This is a genomic window from Eubacterium maltosivorans, from assembly GCF_002441855.2.
Lineage (GTDB): Bacteria > Bacillota > Clostridia > Eubacteriales > Eubacteriaceae > Eubacterium > Eubacterium maltosivorans.
This window is the reverse complement of record NZ_CP029487.1, coordinates 2947775-2966151: the sequence shown is the minus strand read 5'-3', so window position 1 is coordinate 2966151 and position 18377 is coordinate 2947775. Positions and strand designations below refer to the sequence as shown.

Annotated in this window: 14 protein-coding genes; 8 read left to right on the top strand and 6 right to left on the bottom strand. The window is 44.3% G+C overall.

The window, feature by feature from the left end; translation table 11 throughout:
• Positions 1 to 285: 285 nt before the first annotated feature.
• Positions 286 to 492 (top strand): hypothetical protein, encoded by a 207-nt coding sequence (locus tag CPZ25_RS13830; RefSeq protein ID WP_058693077.1) that lies wholly within the window; start codon positions 286 to 288, stop codon positions 490 to 492.
• A 638-nt stretch (positions 493 to 1130) separates the two neighbouring features.
• Positions 1131 to 1484: a helix-turn-helix domain-containing protein gene (locus CPZ25_RS13825; protein WP_096918884.1), complete on the top strand. Its 354-nt coding sequence runs from the start codon at positions 1131 to 1133 to the stop codon at positions 1482 to 1484.
• 112 nt (positions 1485 to 1596) lie between these two features.
• On the opposite strand, the gene CPZ25_RS13820 is transcribed toward CPZ25_RS13825, so the two are convergent.
• Both CPZ25_RS13820 and CPZ25_RS13815 read right to left on the bottom strand, forming a co-directional pair.
• The gene (locus tag CPZ25_RS13820) at positions 1597 to 2415 is read right to left on the bottom strand and encodes a hypothetical protein (RefSeq protein WP_096918883.1); all 819 of its coding nucleotides are present in this window, start codon (positions 2413 to 2415) and stop codon (positions 1597 to 1599) included.
• Positions 2416 to 2632: 217 nt separating this feature from the next.
• Complete coding sequence (locus CPZ25_RS13815; protein WP_058693074.1) at positions 2633 to 4039, bottom strand: sigma-54 interaction domain-containing protein; 1407 nt, start codon at positions 4037 to 4039, stop codon at positions 2633 to 2635.
• A 224-nt stretch (positions 4040 to 4263) separates the two neighbouring features.
• On the opposite strand from CPZ25_RS13815, the gene CPZ25_RS13810 reads away from it, so the two are divergent.
• From CPZ25_RS13810 to CPZ25_RS13800, 3 genes are all read left to right on the top strand, one after another.
• Positions 4264 to 5508, top strand: a complete 1245-nt coding sequence (locus tag CPZ25_RS13810) for an MFS transporter (RefSeq protein ID WP_058693073.1) — start codon at positions 4264 to 4266, stop codon at positions 5506 to 5508.
• A gap of 24 nt (positions 5509 to 5532) precedes the next feature.
• On the top strand, positions 5533 to 6957 hold the full coding sequence (locus CPZ25_RS13805) for a trimethylamine methyltransferase family protein (RefSeq protein ID WP_167495238.1): 1425 nt from the start codon (positions 5533 to 5535) through the stop codon (positions 6955 to 6957).
• Positions 6958 to 7162: 205 nt separating this feature from the next.
• Positions 7163 to 8059 (top strand): hypothetical protein, encoded by an 897-nt coding sequence (locus CPZ25_RS13800; RefSeq protein WP_096918881.1) that lies wholly within the window; start codon positions 7163 to 7165, stop codon positions 8057 to 8059.
• 39 nt (positions 8060 to 8098) lie between these two features.
• Here CPZ25_RS13800 and CPZ25_RS13795 read toward each other — a convergent pair whose 3' ends face one another.
• Together CPZ25_RS13795 and CPZ25_RS13790 are read right to left on the bottom strand one after the other, a co-directional pair.
• Positions 8099 to 9979, bottom strand: a complete 1881-nt coding sequence (locus tag CPZ25_RS13795; RefSeq protein ID WP_096918880.1) for a sensor domain-containing diguanylate cyclase — start codon at positions 9977 to 9979, stop codon at positions 8099 to 8101.
• Positions 9980 to 10073: 94 nt separating this feature from the next.
• Positions 10074 to 11546, bottom strand: a complete 1473-nt coding sequence (locus tag CPZ25_RS13790; RefSeq protein WP_096918879.1) for a hypothetical protein — start codon at positions 11544 to 11546, stop codon at positions 10074 to 10076.
• Between the two features lie 165 nt (positions 11547 to 11711).
• Between CPZ25_RS13790 and CPZ25_RS13785 the strand changes: the two genes are divergently transcribed.
• The 3 genes from CPZ25_RS13785 to CPZ25_RS13775 all read left to right on the top strand — a co-directional run bounded on the left by CPZ25_RS13785 (position 11712) and on the right by CPZ25_RS13775 (position 16057).
• Complete coding sequence (locus tag CPZ25_RS13785; RefSeq protein WP_096918878.1) at positions 11712 to 13109, top strand: SLC13 family permease; 1398 nt, start codon at positions 11712 to 11714, stop codon at positions 13107 to 13109.
• Between the two features lie 162 nt (positions 13110 to 13271).
• Positions 13272 to 14657, top strand: a complete 1386-nt coding sequence (locus CPZ25_RS13780) for a uroporphyrinogen decarboxylase/cobalamine-independent methonine synthase family protein (RefSeq protein ID WP_058693067.1) — start codon at positions 13272 to 13274, stop codon at positions 14655 to 14657.
• A 17-nt stretch (positions 14658 to 14674) separates the two neighbouring features.
• Positions 14675 to 16057 carry an SLC13 family permease gene (locus CPZ25_RS13775; RefSeq protein ID WP_058693066.1) on the top strand — a complete coding sequence of 461 codons (1383 nt, stop codon included), beginning with the start codon at positions 14675 to 14677 and terminating at the stop codon, positions 16055 to 16057.
• A gap of 41 nt (positions 16058 to 16098) precedes the next feature.
• Here the strand turns inward: CPZ25_RS13775 and CPZ25_RS13770 are convergent, their stop codons facing one another.
• On the bottom strand, positions 16099 to 16905 hold the full coding sequence (locus tag CPZ25_RS13770) for a class I SAM-dependent methyltransferase (RefSeq protein WP_058693065.1): 807 nt from the start codon (positions 16903 to 16905) through the stop codon (positions 16099 to 16101).
• 142 nt (positions 16906 to 17047) lie between these two features.
• Positions 17048 to 18322 (bottom strand): MFS transporter, encoded by a 1275-nt coding sequence (locus CPZ25_RS13765; protein ID WP_096918877.1) that lies wholly within the window; start codon positions 18320 to 18322, stop codon positions 17048 to 17050.
• Positions 18323 to 18377 lie beyond the last annotated feature (55 nt).

The following is an 18377-nucleotide window of genomic DNA, read 5'->3' as shown; positions in this document are numbered from 1 at the left end:
TGAATTTCAAAAAAACCTAAAATAACACCGTTTCTAAAAGTCTGTAAGTCAGAACAATCACTGGCCCGCAGGCTTTTTATTTATTGAAAAGGCCGCAGACACGAGAAAGCATCTTACTCTGCTTCTTATCAAACTGTTTTTTCTTACTTTGTAAAACAAAAAACATTTTAGTATACATATTTTTAAGAAAAGAGGTTCTTTGCTCCATAGTAGTTGATTTTTTGTCATTTTTGCTGTATAGTGTATTTAAAGTATATTGTCTTTTTACGAAAGGAGACATCCAATATGAGTAAAGAAAGAAACGATGAATTATTTTTTGGCGCTGACATTAAAGATAACGCAAAAAGAGAAGGCGAAAAGTCTAAAAAGCAGGAACGTGATGACGAAGTGTACTTCGGTGCAAGGGTACTTGAAAAAGAAGACGAAGTTTTAAGCGAGGAAGAACAAGAACGCGCGGACGAGGTACAGTACGGCGCAAAGGTAAAGAAATAGGCCCAAAAGCCAGCAAAGATCGCTTTCGCTGGCTTTTTTTATTCACTATTTTTTGCTTTGGATCCTCTGTCTTTTAAAAGAACCACCCATGCTCCACGATAAAATACAAAAACGAGCAAGCCGCCACTGGAAAATCAAAAAAATCTGCTGCATTTATACCACCTGTTTATCCACACCAAACGCCTCGCATTTTAAAGACAAAAATTTATTTAAAATAACTTTGAAAAGAGTTATGCACAATTAAGCTTGCAAATTTATAGAAGAGGGGATATAATGATAAAGTAAAAGCAAATAAAAAGTGCGGCATCCGGCAATGTGCACCACCACATTACCGGCTTGCGCAGGTGCAAACACCACCATACACAACGGCCCTCCTGGGCACGTACCGCTTATTTATTATATGCCATTTTGTGTTTTATCACAAGTGATTTTTTGTGCTCCAAGGTAATAAGGCGGTGTATTTGTGTAACGCGTTTTCGGAGAAAGAGATCGAGGGGACTTCTGTATCCTTAATTCGTTTTTTGAAGCTGTGTATGGTCACGTCTGGCCCTGCACGGCTTTTTTGTTTGCCGTCTGCGGGGCAGCGGGGCTGAACCCCTGTCCCGCGGACAAAAAACACAATGACGGAGGAAAGAAAAATGCAGGAACTCGACCACAAGGCCATTGGCCTTCGTATCCGCAGGCAGCGGACCTTTTTAAATATGTCACGGGACCAGCTGGCCAGAAAAATTGGCATCACACCCACCTTTCTGGCAGATATAGAGCTTGGAACAAAGGGCTTTTCACTCAAAAGCCTGAATTATTTCTGCAACGCCCTCAAAATGTCGTCGGACGCAATTCTCTATGGCCCGAGGGAGTACATGGGTACAAAATACTCGGCCATACTGGAACTGCTCGAGCGCTGTCCCAAAGATAAAGGTAAATACGCAGAAGAAATTCTGACGCTGTTTCTGCTGAGTCACGACCCGGTTGAGGAAATACCCGAAGCATAAAAACAGGTTGTTAATATCCTCAAAAACACCCGCTCTGCTGAAAAATACAAGCGAAAAAGACCATGAGCCTTAAAAAGAATAAAGCGCCCATGGTCTTTGTTTATTTTCACTTTCACGCGGATTTGGATTTACATTTGCCTCGTTTTCTGCAGCCTGCGCATGGATCCAGAATTTCAGAAAGCACCCGCTCATCAATCGTTTCTATTGTTTCTTTTTCTTTATACAAAATGTTATAAGCCTCATACTTGTTGTAATTCCGGATTTCCCTTTCGCGCTGTTCCTTCAGGTCTTTATTTTTTCTTTGCCAATAGTCCATTTCCTCATCTTTTCCGAGGCTTTCACACAGCGCTGCAAAGCCCGCTATAAAAATATCCGCGCCGTTTTCTATGAGTATGCTGGCATCCATTCTGCTGTTCAAAAATGCCGCCGCCCCTCTTTCGCAGATACGGTAAGCCTTGTTCATATCTTTCTTTGTTTCTTTTTTCGCATAGTGCTCAGCGTAGAGCTGCCAGCCAAAAAAATTCACCGGATAATCTGCAAGCGCGTTTTCCACCAGCGCATTGGCTTCATTTTCTTTGCCCTGCAGATAAAAAAGATCGGCCAGGTTAACCTGAAAAACGTTCCGGATATTGCCCGTATCAAAATCATTCATCATAATTTTGCAGAAATCTTCCCGCTCCTTCTCCCGATTGCGTCCGGACCAGAAGAAAGTCGACACCAGATCATCAAACCAACCGCTGATTTCCATCGCTTTCCAATAATCCCTGATGCACGCATATAAATAGGTACTCTTCATTGCCTTACTCTCATTTGCAATTTTCAGGAAAACCGAATACCAGATATCGATCGCTCTGTATGCATCGCTCTCATACAATTCATCCCCCTGAGCAATTTCTTCCAATAGCACGTCTGTTTCAATTTCTGTAAACATATTAAATCCCCTTACTTTTGTAATGGTTTAATCATAGCACAGCAAGAAATAAAAGTAAATCAATTTTCATAAAAAATTATTTTTCTTAAAAATAAATTATGTTTTGTTTTTAACAATCTTTCTTCTCTTCGGCTTATTCACTTCCAGATTAACCATACAATCCCATCAAACATAATTTTTAACCAATAAAAAAGCAGCCCGCCACAGCTGCTTTTTTTTACATTTCCGACGATCTTTCAGAAACCTCTTTACAGTATTTCTCTACTAATCTCTGGGCTGTTGTCGGGCTTACCTCCAGGGCCTGCGCAAGCTTTCTGATGGTTGGATACTGTTCATACGCTTTTTGCACAAGCTCCTTTTTAAAGGCGTCTACACGTTTGTTAAAGCCCACGCCAGATTTTTGATAATCCGGAAACCGCTTTGTTTCCTCCAAAAGGTAATCTGGAAGACTCTTCATGGAAATCTCATTTCCCCGTCCTGTTACAACCAGCCGTTCAATCAGATTTTTAAGCTGCCGGATATTACCCGGCCACGGATATTCCTGAAAAAAACTAATGATCTCTTTTGAGAATCTTTTCGACTTATTATAGCTCAGATTAAAATTTTTCAAGAAAAAAGTCGCCAGAGGAAGAATATCTTTTACCCGTTCTCGCAGCGGCGGGATGATGGCCTTAAAGGTACAGATTCGCCAATAGAGATCCTCCCGGAATTCACCCTCAGCGACCAGCTGGTCAATATCCTTATTGGTAGCTGTTATAATCCGCGTATTTACATACTTCATTTTTGTACTGCCCACAGGCAGATAGCGTTTATTCTCAATAACATCCAGAAGTTTTGCCTGTATTGACAGCGGCATATCCCCAATTTCATCTAAAAACAGCGTTCCCTCATTGGCCATTTCAATTAATCCTACTTTTCCGGCTTTACTGGCGCCGGTAAACGCACCCCCGGCATAGCCGAACAGTTCTGACTCCAGAAGCGCTTCTGGAATAGCGGCACAGTTCAAAGCCATAAAAAGGCCTTCTTTGTGGCTGTTTTCATGAATATATTTTGCCATATATGTCTTACCAGTTCCAGACTCGCCCAGAAGCATAATGGGGATAGTCGACTCCGATACTTCTTTTAATTCACTGACAATCTTCCAATACTGATATGAAACGCTGATTAAGGGAATCTCTTCCGACTTAAAATGGCTCTTAGAGGTTCTGCTTTTTTTATTATAATCAACATCCCATTCCTTTACCGGCTCCTCCTGCACTGTCCCAATAATCATCTCAATATCTTGCTCTTCATTGAGGACCGGAACACCAATCGTATAAAAAACAGAATCTGAAGGAATAAAATATTGACGCAGGAACGCCGTATCTTTTTTAACATAAAAAACATCAAGCCCTGGTGGCGTCCAGTAGCCCTGGTACACATCCGCGTTATTGCGGTTAATCATCTCTTCCGGCTTTAAGCCATAATGCCTTATGCAGGCGGGGTTTACATAAAGGATTTTTCCATCGGCATCGTAAACAATGTGCTCATTATAGCTGTTTTCAAGCACCGTTACAAAAAAGCTCTTGGGCAGTGAATCCAGATAGGCCAGATATTCTTTACTCGGTTTATATTTTTTATCCATTTTCCATGTACCTCTATGTCCATTATAGGAACATATTGTACCACAAACGGTACAAAAACACAAAAGAGCATACCGTTTAATCTGCTCAATTCACTATTTTGGTATTATTTTTTACACTTTTTTAAAATTTTTAGTGTTTTATCAAAAAAAACAAGCTTGGCACACAACTTGCATTATTATAACCAGCATAACCGGTTAAATATTTTTATTGAGGAGCACTGAAAATGGATTTTAAAAAGAAAAGGTGGATCATCATTCTGTTAGTGACCATCAGCTACGGGGCCGTCTGGCAGTTCCCGTATATGCTGGAAACGTACTATATCCCTGTACAGCAGGCCTTTGGCTTTACCAATGAGCAGATCGGCTCAATGATGACTGTTTTTGGGATTGTTTCCGTTATTTTATACTTTCCCGGCGGATATCTCTCAGACAAATTTAGCGTTAAAGCCCTGATAACAGTCTCTTATTTAGGAACGGCAGCGCTTGGGTTCTGCATGCTGCTGATTCCTCCGCTTCCAATTATGCTTGTCATTCAATTTGGCTTTGCCGTCACCACCATTTTTACTTTTTGGGGAGCAATCATCAAATTTATCCGCATTATGGGGGATGACAGCGAACAGGGAAAACTCTATGGGCTGTTTTTCGCCTTTTCCGGCATCTTCGGCGCGCTGGAGGGCTTTGCCGCGACCGCTTTATACAGTGGACTGGGCGAAAATGTGACAGCTTTCAAAGCATTGATCATCTTTTTTGCCCTGGTCGTTGCTGTCCCGACGCTTATCTTCTTCGTCATTTTCAAAGAAAAGGAAGCCCTGCCGGATACAGGCTCTGAAGAGAGCAAAGTCAATCTTCGTGATCTTGGAAAGGTATTAAAAATGCCCATTGTCTGGATTATGGCCATTGTTGTTTTGTGCGCCTACATTCCAAAATCTTCCCAAAGCTATTTCCAGCCCTATATGAGCGAATACTTTGCTGTTCCTGTGGCATGGATTTCAGTTATTGCCATTTTCCGGCAGCAGGTGGTGCGCTTAGTGGCTAACCCGCTGGCCGGATGGCTCCGCGATAAAATCGGCGCGTCGTCGATCGTCATGCGGATCGCCTTTGTCATCGGAATCCTGGCCTTTGCAATGGTTCTTTTCACACCGCTGAATCCAGCGCTTGCCTGGGTAATTGTTACCTCCTTATGTCTGGTATCTGCACTATATAATATTTCCGTCACCTGCAGCTTTATCCCGATTTCGGAAGCGGGTATTTCTGCTAAATATACTGGAACCATCTCCGGTTTTGTCTCCTGTGTGGGATACTCCAGTGACATTTGGTTCTATAAAGTCGGCGGTGGCATGATTGACGCCAATGGTTTTTCGGGCTATCAGCAAATCTTCATTCTGTGTCTGGTTTCCTGTGTTGTCGGAATCGCAGCAACCTTTGTTCTGAAGAAATCAATCCTAAAAACAAAAACAAGCAATCATTAATAACATCACTTTATGGAGGAAAAAATGCAAATCGCAAATTATCAACCTGTATTATCAAAAACAGAAATGGAATTAATCCATGAAAAATCTCTCTATCTGCTGGAAAATAACGGTGAAATCATCGAGAGTGATGAAATCCTTGAAATATGTAAAAAAGCAGGATTTCGCGTTGAGGGTCAGCGCGTTTACTATCCCCGTGAAAAGGTTGAGGCCGCTATAAAACAGGCTCCCAAAGATTTTAAACTTCGCGGACGGGATGGGCGAAAGACTTTCAGTATCCGGGATGGCAAAACAAAGCTCGCTCCGGCCCTTGGGCCTATGAATGTCCTGGAAAACGGCCATTACCGGCCAACGACCATGAAAGACATGGTGGATTTCACAATACTGCATGAAACCAGCGACTTAATGCGGACCGTAGGGGCAAATATGTTAAGGCCGCGCGACCTGCCGCTGTCCCCCCTCGACAATGCCATGACGCGCCTGGCAATCACTCTTGCTTACTCTACTAAACCGGTTCAAACCTTTTGTGAAGGCGGCGAAATTTCTGACAAAAGCTTTGAACTGATCAAACAGTTTTACGGCGGCGCCAGTGACGAGGACGTCTATGCCATGATCTGCATCAGCACTGCGTCACCCTTTCGCTTGACCCAGGATACATGCGAAACTTTACTGTCGTTTTGCAGATGCAACCAACTCCTCTGGGCACAGGGCTCCGGAATGCCCGGCTTAACAACACCACCGACCCTCGCAGGCACCTTGCTTCAGGGCAACGCCGAAAAGCTCGGAGTCATCACCCTTTCCCAGACCATCAACCCAGGAAATCCAGTTATGTACAGCCTGATTTCCATGCTTTCCGATCTGCGCTATACCTCCTGTGTTGTGGCTACCCCCGAATCTCCCTATCGCATGATGGCAGAAAAGGATATGGCTGATTTCTATGGCCTGCCAAGCCTTGGCACCACCGGACTGGCAGACGCCAAGGAGCTTGATTATCAGTGTGGGGCAGAAGCCTTTATGATGTTTTATTTTGCCTACCATTCAAATCCGGATCTGGTCGCACAGTCTCTGGGGGTCTTGGATTCCTACAATACCATCAGCTACGAAAAATTCATCATGGATGAAGAAAACGTTCAATCCATTTTAAAATTACTGGCACCTGTGGCCATTGATGAAAAGCGTATGAAAATCGATAAAATTCTAAAAGCAGGCCCATCGGGGAATTACCTCGCGAGAACAGACCGGGCTTACCGGGAAGATTTCTACCGCTCATCTTTATACTTTAAAGAAAGCTCCGCTGAATGGATGGCCCAGGGCCGTCCCAGCCTTGAAGCTGAAGCCCGAAAAAAATACCTTGACCGCATAGCTGAGTATGAACCCGGCGATTTCGACCAGGTACAGAGAAAAATCATTGATCAATATATTCCCAAAGACCTTCAGATTAAAAATTAATAGCCTGTAAAAAGCAGCCTGCCGCCCAACTCATAAAAACGGCAGGCTGCCCTTCATTCTATGCCCGCTTAATCTCAGATACCGGTATCTCCGCCCGATCTCCCATAAAAATCTTCTTGTTTTCGCTTCTGTGAACATCTTTCTTCGTACTCTGCCATTGCCAGACGCTTTTCTTTATGATATGCTTTTCATACGGAGGATTGACATGAGCTATGACACTAAAAAAATGAAAAAACGGATGCTCATCACACGGCTTATCCTGGCTGTGATTCTCACAGCATTTTTTATCTATTTCGTCTATCAGGTTGCTTTAGAGGACAAAGGCAATGCACCTCAGCAAGCTTCAGCAGACGCAGAGGACACCTTTATGTCCTGGATGAAGAACAACCTGTACAGCAGCAAAAATTATTCTATCCGCCTCTATCTGTCTGACGGTTTTCCTGAAAACACGCTGGACTTTTCTTCTTTGGAGGAGCTGCCCTTCTGGAACTGGGTGAATACAACGACAAAAGGCAATGGCGCCTCTCTTGATATCACAGTGGACCGGCTACATAAAACAGCCGCCTTCAGCAGCGGCGGGGAGTACCGATTTCTGTCCATCAAGGAAGATCAGGTCTTGTTTAGTCTGCCTCAGGGGGACGGCAGCTACAATACATTTCAAACCAACGACCCAGAAACGCTGCGCGCCATTGACGGTGTCCTGTTTTTAAATGATCCTGAATTTTTTAAAGCCTATGGAAAAACAATCCTGAGGCCAGAACCCAGCCCCGTCAACGCTTCAAAACCGGTCACCCTTGAGCGCACCGTAAAAAGCGAAGCCTTCTGCCAGCCTTTTCTGCAGAACAGCGGGCGGACTCTAGAGGGGCGTGACAGCTTAAATGCTGGCTGGACCTACGGTGATTATCCTGAAAACTCTCTGACGGTTTCCGGAAATTTCTTTTACTACCTGGATACGGTAAACGCGCTTTTAAATAACCTGCCCTTTGAGGATGGCAATCGTTTCAGATGGCCAGGCAGCATTGCTACAGCACCGCCAAAATGCCATATACAGATTATTTACAGCCAGATCAACCATACAGGCCCCATTGAACATAATTTTTAGCCAATAAAAAAGTTTCGCCAGGCAGCGAAGCCTTTTATTTTAGTCCTCTTTGAAATAAACAAATTGGTTTTTTCCGTGGGCCTTTGCGTAGTACAGCGCCTGATCGGCCTTTCCCAGCAGCTCTTTATAGGCGGTTCCGTCTTCCGGGAACAGGGCAATGCCGATACTGCCGGAAATACAGTACTCTTTCTGTACCCCGACGCGGCAGCTCTCAAAAATCCTGATGATCTCCTGAGCCTTTTTGGTCACTGCTTCTGTATCCTGAATATTTTTCATAAGTACGACAAACTCATCGCCGCCGATTCTTCCCACGACATCACTTTCTCTGAAAATAGCGGAGATTTTCTTGGTAACCTCCCGCAGAACGCGGTCGCCAGAAATATGCCCGAAAGTATCGTTGACCTGTTTAAAATTGTCCACGTCAATCATCAGCAGCCCAGCCCTCTGAGCGCCGGCGTTTTCTTTCATCCACAGCTCAATGCGGCTTTCCGCCGCGCCCTTATTAAAGGTCTGGGTCAGGAAGTCTTTTTCCGCGGCTTCCATAATCTTTTCCTTTTCCCGCATTTCCTCATCGATATCGATAAGGATCCCGATGCCTCTGCTCGGCTCTCCATTTTCATCAACAATCAGGCTGACCCGGGAGCGGCACCACCGCGGATAATGGGTGTTATCATACACACGGAACTCGCCCTCAGCATAGGGCGCTCCACCGGCAATTTTTTGGTAGATTTCCAGGAACACAGACTCATCGCTTTCGGGCACCCCTTTGGCCTCAAGGACTGCTTCTGGAAAATTCTCACTGGGAGATTCAAAGCCAAACTTCTGCCTGAACATGTCCGAATGATAAATATGCCCGGTCTTTATATTCCACTCAAAAATAATATCCTTTGACTGGGCCATCACGATTTCATAGCGCTGTTCATTGGTCTCAAGCTCCTGATGGGTCTTGCGGAGCTCTTCATTTTTGCGTCTCTGATTTCCGAGAACATACAGGCTGAGCACGGTAAAGACACCAAAGAGAACACAGCAGAAAACCGCCGCCTGCACTACCAGCCCTGTGGCCCGGCTTTCGACCACCTCATTGGGTAAAACGGAGAGCAGATACCAGTCGTTGATGCCCACCGGCAGATAGCGCATCGTACGGCTGGTGCCATTCCACACATAGGAGACACTGCCGCTTTTACCTTCCAGCATATTGACCTGCATGGTCTGGAGGGCAAAAGGATCCTCAAAATGGGAGTCCTCAAAATCCGTATTCAGATTTTTTAGTGTTCTATCGGCATTCTCATTATTGGAGGTAACAAAAACCTCACCGCTGCGCCGGGCCATATAGGAATAACCCTTTCCGTCAAAGGTGTTGACAGAAAGAAGCTCGGTAAGATCGCTCAGATAGTACCGGCCCATGATCACGCCGATGATGGCGTCATCCCGATAAACCGGGACAGCCAGCACAATGGATTCCTCGGAATGGTCCTCTGGCACTGTCGGATTAGAAATCGTCGGCACACCGACCGCGGCATATCGGAAGTGCTCTTTTTCTGAAACGTCAACGGTATAGACAGCACTGTCCTTAATCTCATAGGCTGTTCCGTCCAGCGCGGCCACAGCCACGTTTCTGAACTTAAGCGCTTCCTCGGTCTGCTGCAGCGCCTCCATAATCTGGTCATCGTCCAGAGCCAGGTCTGTTGCGCCGATAACCGCAGCGGCGGCCTTCAGATTTTCGAGGTCGTCATCAAATTTCTGTTTGATCAACGCAGCACTCTGGATTCCGACCTCCTCCAGGTACTGGCCTGTTTCTTCTGAGACTTTTCCCTTAACGGATTTAACATATATAAAAGAAACGCCAATCACAACCAGAATTGCCGCAATAACAATAATGCCATTGAGCAGCCGGCTGGAGCGTCTGCGCTTATCTCTCATCCCTACGCCTCGTTTCTCCAATCTTGTTGTCTGATAACCTCAGTATATCGGAAGTCCTATTATAAGTCAATGACTGAAGCTTACACCAAACGTTCTAACTCAACAACATATTTTTTAATTGCCGGATAACAGACTCTTTTTCTCTTTCAACCGATGGTATCGAATACCAGTATTTTTCTGCATAAACATAAAATGCGGTACAGATGGATGGTTCATCCATAATAATAGAAGAGTCATCGTCTATTTCCTGATTGATAATAACCGGTCCGTTTTCATTTAACCACAAGTTTAAACCGTCGAGAAGATTTTCCTGTCCGCTTCGATAAAAAGCAACATTAAAATTTGGAAAAGTAACCAGCAGCCAGATCAAGTACTCAATTTGTCTGTAAACATCCTGTTTATCCACTGTAATTTCTCTTCCTGTAAATAATGTAAGCTCATGAAACGGGATCATTTCGCTGTGCAGCCCCTGTATCAAAGCTTCTTTGTTAACCAGCAGACAGTACTTGAAATTGACAACATCCTCAGAAAATTTTTTATGGTGTATTTTATGAATTTCACGCAGTGCTCTCTGTTCCTCTTCCTCCATATCGTTTTTAGCTAAAATACATTCAAAATTCTGGCTGGTCGTAACGAGTGAAAAGGGCATTTTTGTCTTAACATAGGTGTTGCCCAATTTATAGGGAAGTTTTTTAATCAACTCCCGTATCTCATGATGATGGATTACTTCATGCGATTTTTTGCAAAGCGTATAGGCGGATTTGATCAGCTCTTCATAATGTCTCACTGTTGGGTAATCCGTATACATATGCGTAATATCTTTTTGGGTAATCTCATCTGCAGCAATTTTTACCAAAGCCATTTTGTTCTTTAAGACGACAATGTTATGTTTATACAGAAGTGGGGAATACACAGGATAATACAGATATTGAACATTGCCTGTAAGCAGCATGGGAAGACGATAGAGCAGTGTATTAATCAAATAGTCAATACTATGGTTCAGCGAAATTAAAAAAACAATCCGGTGTCCCTTTTCCGCAATCTTCAAGTACTGCTTTTTCCACTCCTTAAAAAACTCCGTATCCTCTGACTGCCAGCTATAGTGTTCTGTCCAGTCCAACACATAAACATCCTGCGCTGTTTTTTCCAATAAAACGGACTGAATAAATTCCTGCGCCGCCTTCCTGCGTCCTGTTTTTCCCTGAAAAATTTTGACCTTTGTTGTATAGACTGTCTTGTCTGTAAAACTGCTGTTTGTGTCATTTTCTTCTACAAGCCAGCGTTTTAGGAGTACCTTCAGCGCGCTTGCCTCTGTCTCTTTTGAAGCCTGACCCGCTTCCATAAGCAGTCCTTTTACGGACGCATAATTCGACCTTTTATCCAACATGATAAAAAAATCTACAATTTCGTCACAAATCTCAGAATTCGTGTTGATTTTTCGTTTTCCCGTTTTCAGTTTGCTGATTAATGAAGTATCCACATGAAGATAATCAGCCAGCTCCATTCCTTTCACATGAAACAGGTCCATTAAATACCCCAATCGTGATAATTCCTGATAACTTTCCATTTTTCCTCCTTCGCTCTGGTACGCTGTAAGTTTGTCCATAAACTGTCAATTTTAGAAAATTGACAATTCCATCCAGCACATTGACGGTTTTCAAGCTTCTTTGTAAAATCAAATTAAAATACGAATACCTGGCATTTAGCTACATGTCATTTTAAGGAGAGGTATATGAATATTCTATTTACTCTAAAAAAATATTTCGCAGCTGTTAATAAAGAAAAATGGTCCTGGTTTGTAACGCTTCTGGTACCAGCCGTTATAATGCTGATACCTGAAAACGAGACTTTTACCTATGAGATAAAGGTTTTCTCGGCCATCACAATAGCTGCTATTTTTATATTTGCATTTGGGTATATTCCTCAACTTATTGCCGGGCTCATTCTGCCTATATTTTATAATATCACAAATCTCGCCCCCACAGAGGTGGTTTTTTCGCCCTGGACGAGTACTGTCCCCTGGATGTTTATGGGCGGCATGATTCTGTCAAATATTCTCATGCGGACCGGCCTTCTTAAAAGAATTGCTTATGTGCTCATTGAGCATGCCGGCAATACTTATTACAAGCTCCTGCTCTCCATCACACTTTCTGGATTTATCATGAATTTTCTGGCACCAGGGGAGAGCTATATCCCAATGGCCATGCTCACTTATGGTATCTGCGCAGCACTGAAGCTTGGAAAATCATCTACCTCTGCCGGGATCATGCTGACGGGATTTTTCTCGTCCTATATGCCAAAGTATTTTATCTACAGCAGTGAAATCAATAACCTGCAGACATTAGGCTCAACAGTGGCTCAGACACATTTAACCTTCTTTCAGTACTTTTACCATAATATCCCCAGCATCCTATGGATTATTATCATTGTCTTTGTTACCGCCCGTCTCACAAAACCAGAGCACGGGCTGAACGCGGTAGATCACGCCCAAAATGAACTTGCGCAGATGGGGCCGATGTCAAAAACAGAGAAAAAAACAGCGCTTGTCAGCGCTCTGGTCTTTGTGTATTTCCTGACCTCAGGTCTCCATCATCTTCCTCTTGCCTGGGGGTTCCCATTAGTCGCACTGGTCTTTTTCCTCCCTGGAATAAAGCTTGGTAAACCTGAGGATCTCACTTCTGTCAATTTTGGTATGATTGTTTTCATCGCCTCCTGTCTGTCCATTGGTTACGTGGCAAACTATATTGGATTTGGCAGTCTTATCGCCGGCCTGATCCTTCCTCACCTCAGCGCTTCAAATGTTACACTTACCCTCATGATTATTTGGGCAATCTGCGTCGTTACCAACTTCGCTCTGACTCCTCTCGCAATCTGGGCTACCTATACAGTTCCTTTTGTACAGGCAGCCCAGTCGCTCGGCATTAACGCTCTGGTAATCTACTACCAAATGTATCAGGCCTCCTGCCAGGTCCTTTTTCCTTATGAATGGGCGCTTCCCCTTTTCTATTTTTCTTTTGGCTTAATAAAGACAAAAGACTATACCAGAATCTTTGGAACGGTTATGGTTCTTAACTTTTTTTACATGCTTCTGGTTTATATTCCATACTGGCGGCTAATTGGTTTGATTTAACGCTTTTGAATACGCTGTCAATTAAGTGTCAACCGCTGTAAATTGACAAGTCTTTCAATTCCATTGATTCGTAATTATAAGATAATATATAATTCTGTCAAGACATTGCAATGGAAAAAAGTTTGAACTTCAAAAATCATTTGAATATGTGAGGATACTGAAATGAGTGATCAAAAAATGACCAGCGCCCAGGAAAAAAAGGCGGAAAGAACGAAATTATTTGAAGATGTATACAGTGGTGTTATCCCTAAACGCGTACCAATCAAAGCCTCAATGACGCTTGAGGCCGCACTGGAGTATTCAGAAATTCCTGTCGGCAAAACCCTCTGGGATCTCGATCCCGAAAACATAACTGCCGCTATGGACCGTGTCTGTGAATTCATCCCATCCGATACACCGGCTGTTGGCGGCATTTTAAAAAATCCCGCTGTCTTTAAGCTGCTTGGCTCAAGAGGTTACTCAATGGGACAAACTGGTTATATGCAGCACACTGATCTCGAAACACTAAAAGCAGATGAATACGATGCCTTCATAAAGGACCCCTACACCTTTATCGTTACAAAATCCTTACCGCGTATCTTCGAAAATCTGGACACCGATTCTCCAAGAGCCGGTATGATTTTAGCCGAAGCAATGAAAGCTTTTTATGACCATCAGGCAAAATTCAACGCTATTAAAGCCCCTGTTTTTAAAAAATATGGTTACTTCACACCTCCGGCAGGCGCAAATACATTATGTCAGGCATCATTTGACCTTATCGGTGATTTTTTAAGAGGTGTTAAGGGCATCTACATGGATGTCCGTCAGCGTCCGGAAAAAATTATTGAAGCCTGTGAAGCAATGCTGCCCATGCAGGTGAAAAGAGGACTTCCAGCTAAACCCCATAAGCTTGGGGAAGTTTTTATGCCGCTTCATCTTGGAACATACTTAAGAAAAAAAGACTTTGAAAAAATATACTGGCCCTCATTCTCTAAATTTATCCACATTATGGCAGAGAATGGGCAGACAGCATCGCTTTTCTGTGAGCATGACTGGATGCGTTACCTTGATCTGCTCCAGGATCTTCCTGAAAATACACGGATACAGTTTGAATACGGCGATCCCAAAGTCATCAAGGAAAAGCTCGGCAACAAGCACGTGCTATCTGGATTATACCCCATCACACTGACAAAGACCGGCACAAAACAGGAATGTATTGATAAGGCAAAGGAAATGATTGATATTATGGCTCCGGGCGGGCGCTTTATCTTTAATTTCGATAAAAGCGCGATGTCCCTCGATACGATTAATATCGAAAACTATGCTGCTGTAATCCAGTATGTTGCCGAAAATACGAATTATCAAAACGCAGGCGAAACAGCTAAAGGACCTGATAATAATCAATACGAAAAGCCGGATACCACTGTCAGTTCATTTGAATCGCCTTTCTATACGAATTGGAGAGATGTCCCTAAAAACGAAATTGAAACATCGCTTGAATCCACCGTTGATCCTCTTCTTCAATCCTATGAAGACATGCTCTACAAAATGATTTTCACAATCATTTAATTTAAAGGAGGCACTCCATGCCAGACGCTATTCGTAAAACCAACCCCAAAACATTGATCATGTGGATCTGTGTGATCGCTGCACCCATTATCGTCATGCTGATTCCCACGCAGGGTGTTTTTACCCCTCAGCTGAGAACCTTTTCCGCAATCACACTCACGGCTATTCTTTTGTTTGCTTTTAATATTTTGCCAAATTTTGTTGTGGCAGTCGCCCTGCCTGTTTCCTATATGCTGCTGAAGGTGGCTGAACCAAACATCGCTTTTGCCGCTTGGTTCAGCAATATTCCCTGGATGTTTATGGGCGGGTTTTTACTCGCCAATGTTCTGGAAAGAATCGGCCTGCTAAACAGAGTTGCTTTTTGGAGCATCATTAAGACGGGCGGTACCTACAGCGGTATCCTTTGGGGGCTTGCCATTGCGGGTATTATTCTAAATCTCATCGCACCCGGCAAGGCGTATGTTCCAATGGCCGCTTTATCTTTTGGTATCTGTAAAGCCTTGAATTTTGAAAAGTCAAGGGAAAGCGCGGGCATTATGATGGGCGGCTTTTTTGCCTCCTGGTTTCCTACGTTCTTTCTGTACAACCCAACCTTTGCGATTATGCCTTCTTTAGGCAAGGAGGTTGCTCCTGTTCAGGTAACATGGATTCAATATTTTATTAATAATATTCCGTTTGTTCTCTGGCTCGCAGTCTGTATATTTATGGTGATTAAGCTTTGTAAGCCCAAAAAACAGATTAATATCAAAGATTACGCTATTCAAGAGTACTCAAAACTTGGAAAAGTATCCCTTGAAGAAAAAAAGTCCCTCATTGTTGTTTCTCTGTTGTTTATCTTTATGTTCACCAGTGACCTGCACGGTATTGATGTCGGCTGGGGCTTTGCTTTAATCCCATTGCTTTTCTTTATTCCGGGAATCAATGTAGGCAAGCCTGTTGATATCAGTAAAATCAATTTTACTATGGCCATCTTCACCACCGCGTGTCTGTCCATTGGTCATGTCGCAAACTCGCTGGGCATTGGCCAGATCATCGCCGACGCAGTTCTTCCACTGCTTCAGGGTAAAAGCGTATTCTTTGTTATCGGAGCTGTCTGGCTCGTCTGTGTTGTCGCAAAGATCTTCCTCACGCCGCTGGCCACCTATGCAACCTTAACGGTTCCGCTGACACAAATCGCCCTCAGCCTCGGTATCAGCCCATTGGTTATCTATTACACCATGAACCTGTCCACTACGGAGATCCTGTTCCCGTATCAATGGGCACTTGTTCTTATTTTCATGGGGTATAATCTAACCAGCGGAAAAGATTTCACAAGAATCTGGGGGACGAAAATGATCTTAAGTTTTGTCTTTGTTCTAGCCATTGCTGTTCCATACTGGATGCTTATCGGACTTATATAACATCAAAGAAAGACTGGAATCCTCCTCCAGTCTTTTTTTAATTACACCTCCCAGTACAGAGCAAACTGCGTTGTCCGGACTTCTTCCTCCACAATGCCGTTTACCGCGTGCTCGACCAGGTATTTTTCAATGCTGGCTTCCTCGCCGGTGGTCAGGGCTCTTTTACTTCTCAGGTCGTTTTTAAAAATATCAATGGCCCGTTCCAGTTCAAAGCTGCGAATCCAGTTGTGCTCCCGGTATTCCACAGCCGGAAAAAGCCCCTTTTCCCAGAGCAGGTTAAAGGCGTACTGAAGCTGAGGGTAGCGGGGATCTGGCTTTTTACCGAAAATTTTCTTTTTAAGCCGGTCTGCCACCGAGCCGGTTCTTAAAACCGGATGAATGTACAGGCACCAGCCACAGCTGGCTTCGGTCAGCTTCTCAAAGGTTTCTGCCGACTGGATGGCCGGAGTCATGTTGGCCAGTACAAAATCAAATTTCCCATTCCAGCCCTTTTTCTCAAGCTCCAGGGTATGCCAGTTGTCACAGGAAAAGAAAGCATTATCTGTTCCGGACTCTCTGGCCCGCTGCTCAGCGCTCTTAATCATTTCCTCTGAAAAGTCAGTCCCGCAGGCCTCGGCGCATTTTTTTGCAAAATAGACCGTATACTTTCCAGCACCACAGCCCACATCCAGGAACGCGCCGTCCGCCGGCAGCATGCCGTGCCGCTTAACAAGCGCGGCTACCCAGTCGTTCTCCTCAACGGCCCTCTGCTTTGCAAACTCCTGAGCCCGGGCGTTCCACATGTTCATGGACGCTTCCGTATCACATTCCGGCATTTTCCAGTCGCCGATGATGATTTCTTTCTTCATTTTGCCCTCCTGTTATAATCGTTTTCTTTAATTCTATTAAAGCACAACAAAGAAGGTGTGTAAAGCGCTAATATGCAAAAGGCCCCGGGCGTTATTCCCGGGGCCTTCTTTATATGAGATTGATGATGCTTTATTTTTCAGCTTACGCGTTTTCTACCTGTGCCGCCTGTTCCAGCTGCTTGGTCTTCACACCGCGTCTCTTGAGTAAAACAGCGGAGAAAACGCCGAGCACAGCCCAGACAACCATCCAGATCAGCATCATGTTAAAGCCCAGTTCTACATTGCCGCCTGCTTCGCCGTAGGCCAAAAATCGGCTGATGATCGGCGCTACAAAGATATCTGGTGTCAGTGCGATAAAGGAAATAATCCCGGTGGCGATACCGGTCATGGCTAACGGCACACCCGCTTCACCCAGAATCGACCAGTAGGTAGATTTAAGCACATTGACCAGATAAGCCAGCACAACGGTAATGACCACACAGACTGCCACAATCTTAGAGGTAAACAGGATGGCCAGCACACAGATGCCTGTGGCCAGGAAGGTCCAGAACATCCCCTTGCCTTTATAGCTGAACTTGTCCATGATAATCCCGCCGGAAATGCCGGCCACAAAGACAATGATATAACTCCGGATAATGGACAGGGTGCTTGAGAGCTCTGGCGAAATGTTCAGCACACGGGTACAGTAGGTGCCCATGTAACCATTGGCAGTGTTCCAGAGGGTATAACCGCACATAATCACAAAAATACACAGCCAGGTGGAGGACATGCCAAAGGCTTTCCACATGCTTTCCTTTTTTTCCGCCTTGGCATTCTGTTCTTTTTTGCCTTTATCAAAATCTGGTACCAGCACGATCACCAAGACAGTCAACAGGGCAAAGGCCGCAGCGTTAATTAAAAGCACTGCTCTAAAGCCGGCTGCCTGAGTCGCAAAAAGCCCCATGGCCCACAGGCAGAGGAAAGCGACCGCTGTCTGTCCGATACCGCGCAGCCCTTCACTGATTCCAAAGAGACGTCCCTGTTCATTTTCGCTGCCCAGGTTGCGAATGGCCTTAAGGTAGGGTGACCAGAAAGTTCCTACACTGAAGATGCCGTAAAGCGCATGAATGATAATGAGCGCCGTGTAGCCCGGAAAGCTCGAATACCACAGTGTTACCAGGCACATGGCCCCACAGGACAGAATCAGCAGTTTCTTCGTGTTAAACTTTTCAGCCAAAATACCGCTCGGCACATAGCCGATAACATTAAAAAGCCCGTAAACACCGGCGATGGTCCCCAGCTGCACATCGTTGATGTTCAGCGCTACGATCATCTGGTCATAAAAGGAAAACCGGATCAGCGGCGTCAGGTAAGCGATCCCGGCGATCATACTCAAAATGACGAGAACAATATTTCTTTTCTTTTTATCTAATTCCATAATTACCCCTCCAAATTTAACAAACAATCAGCCCCGTTCGTTCTTTGACGACAAC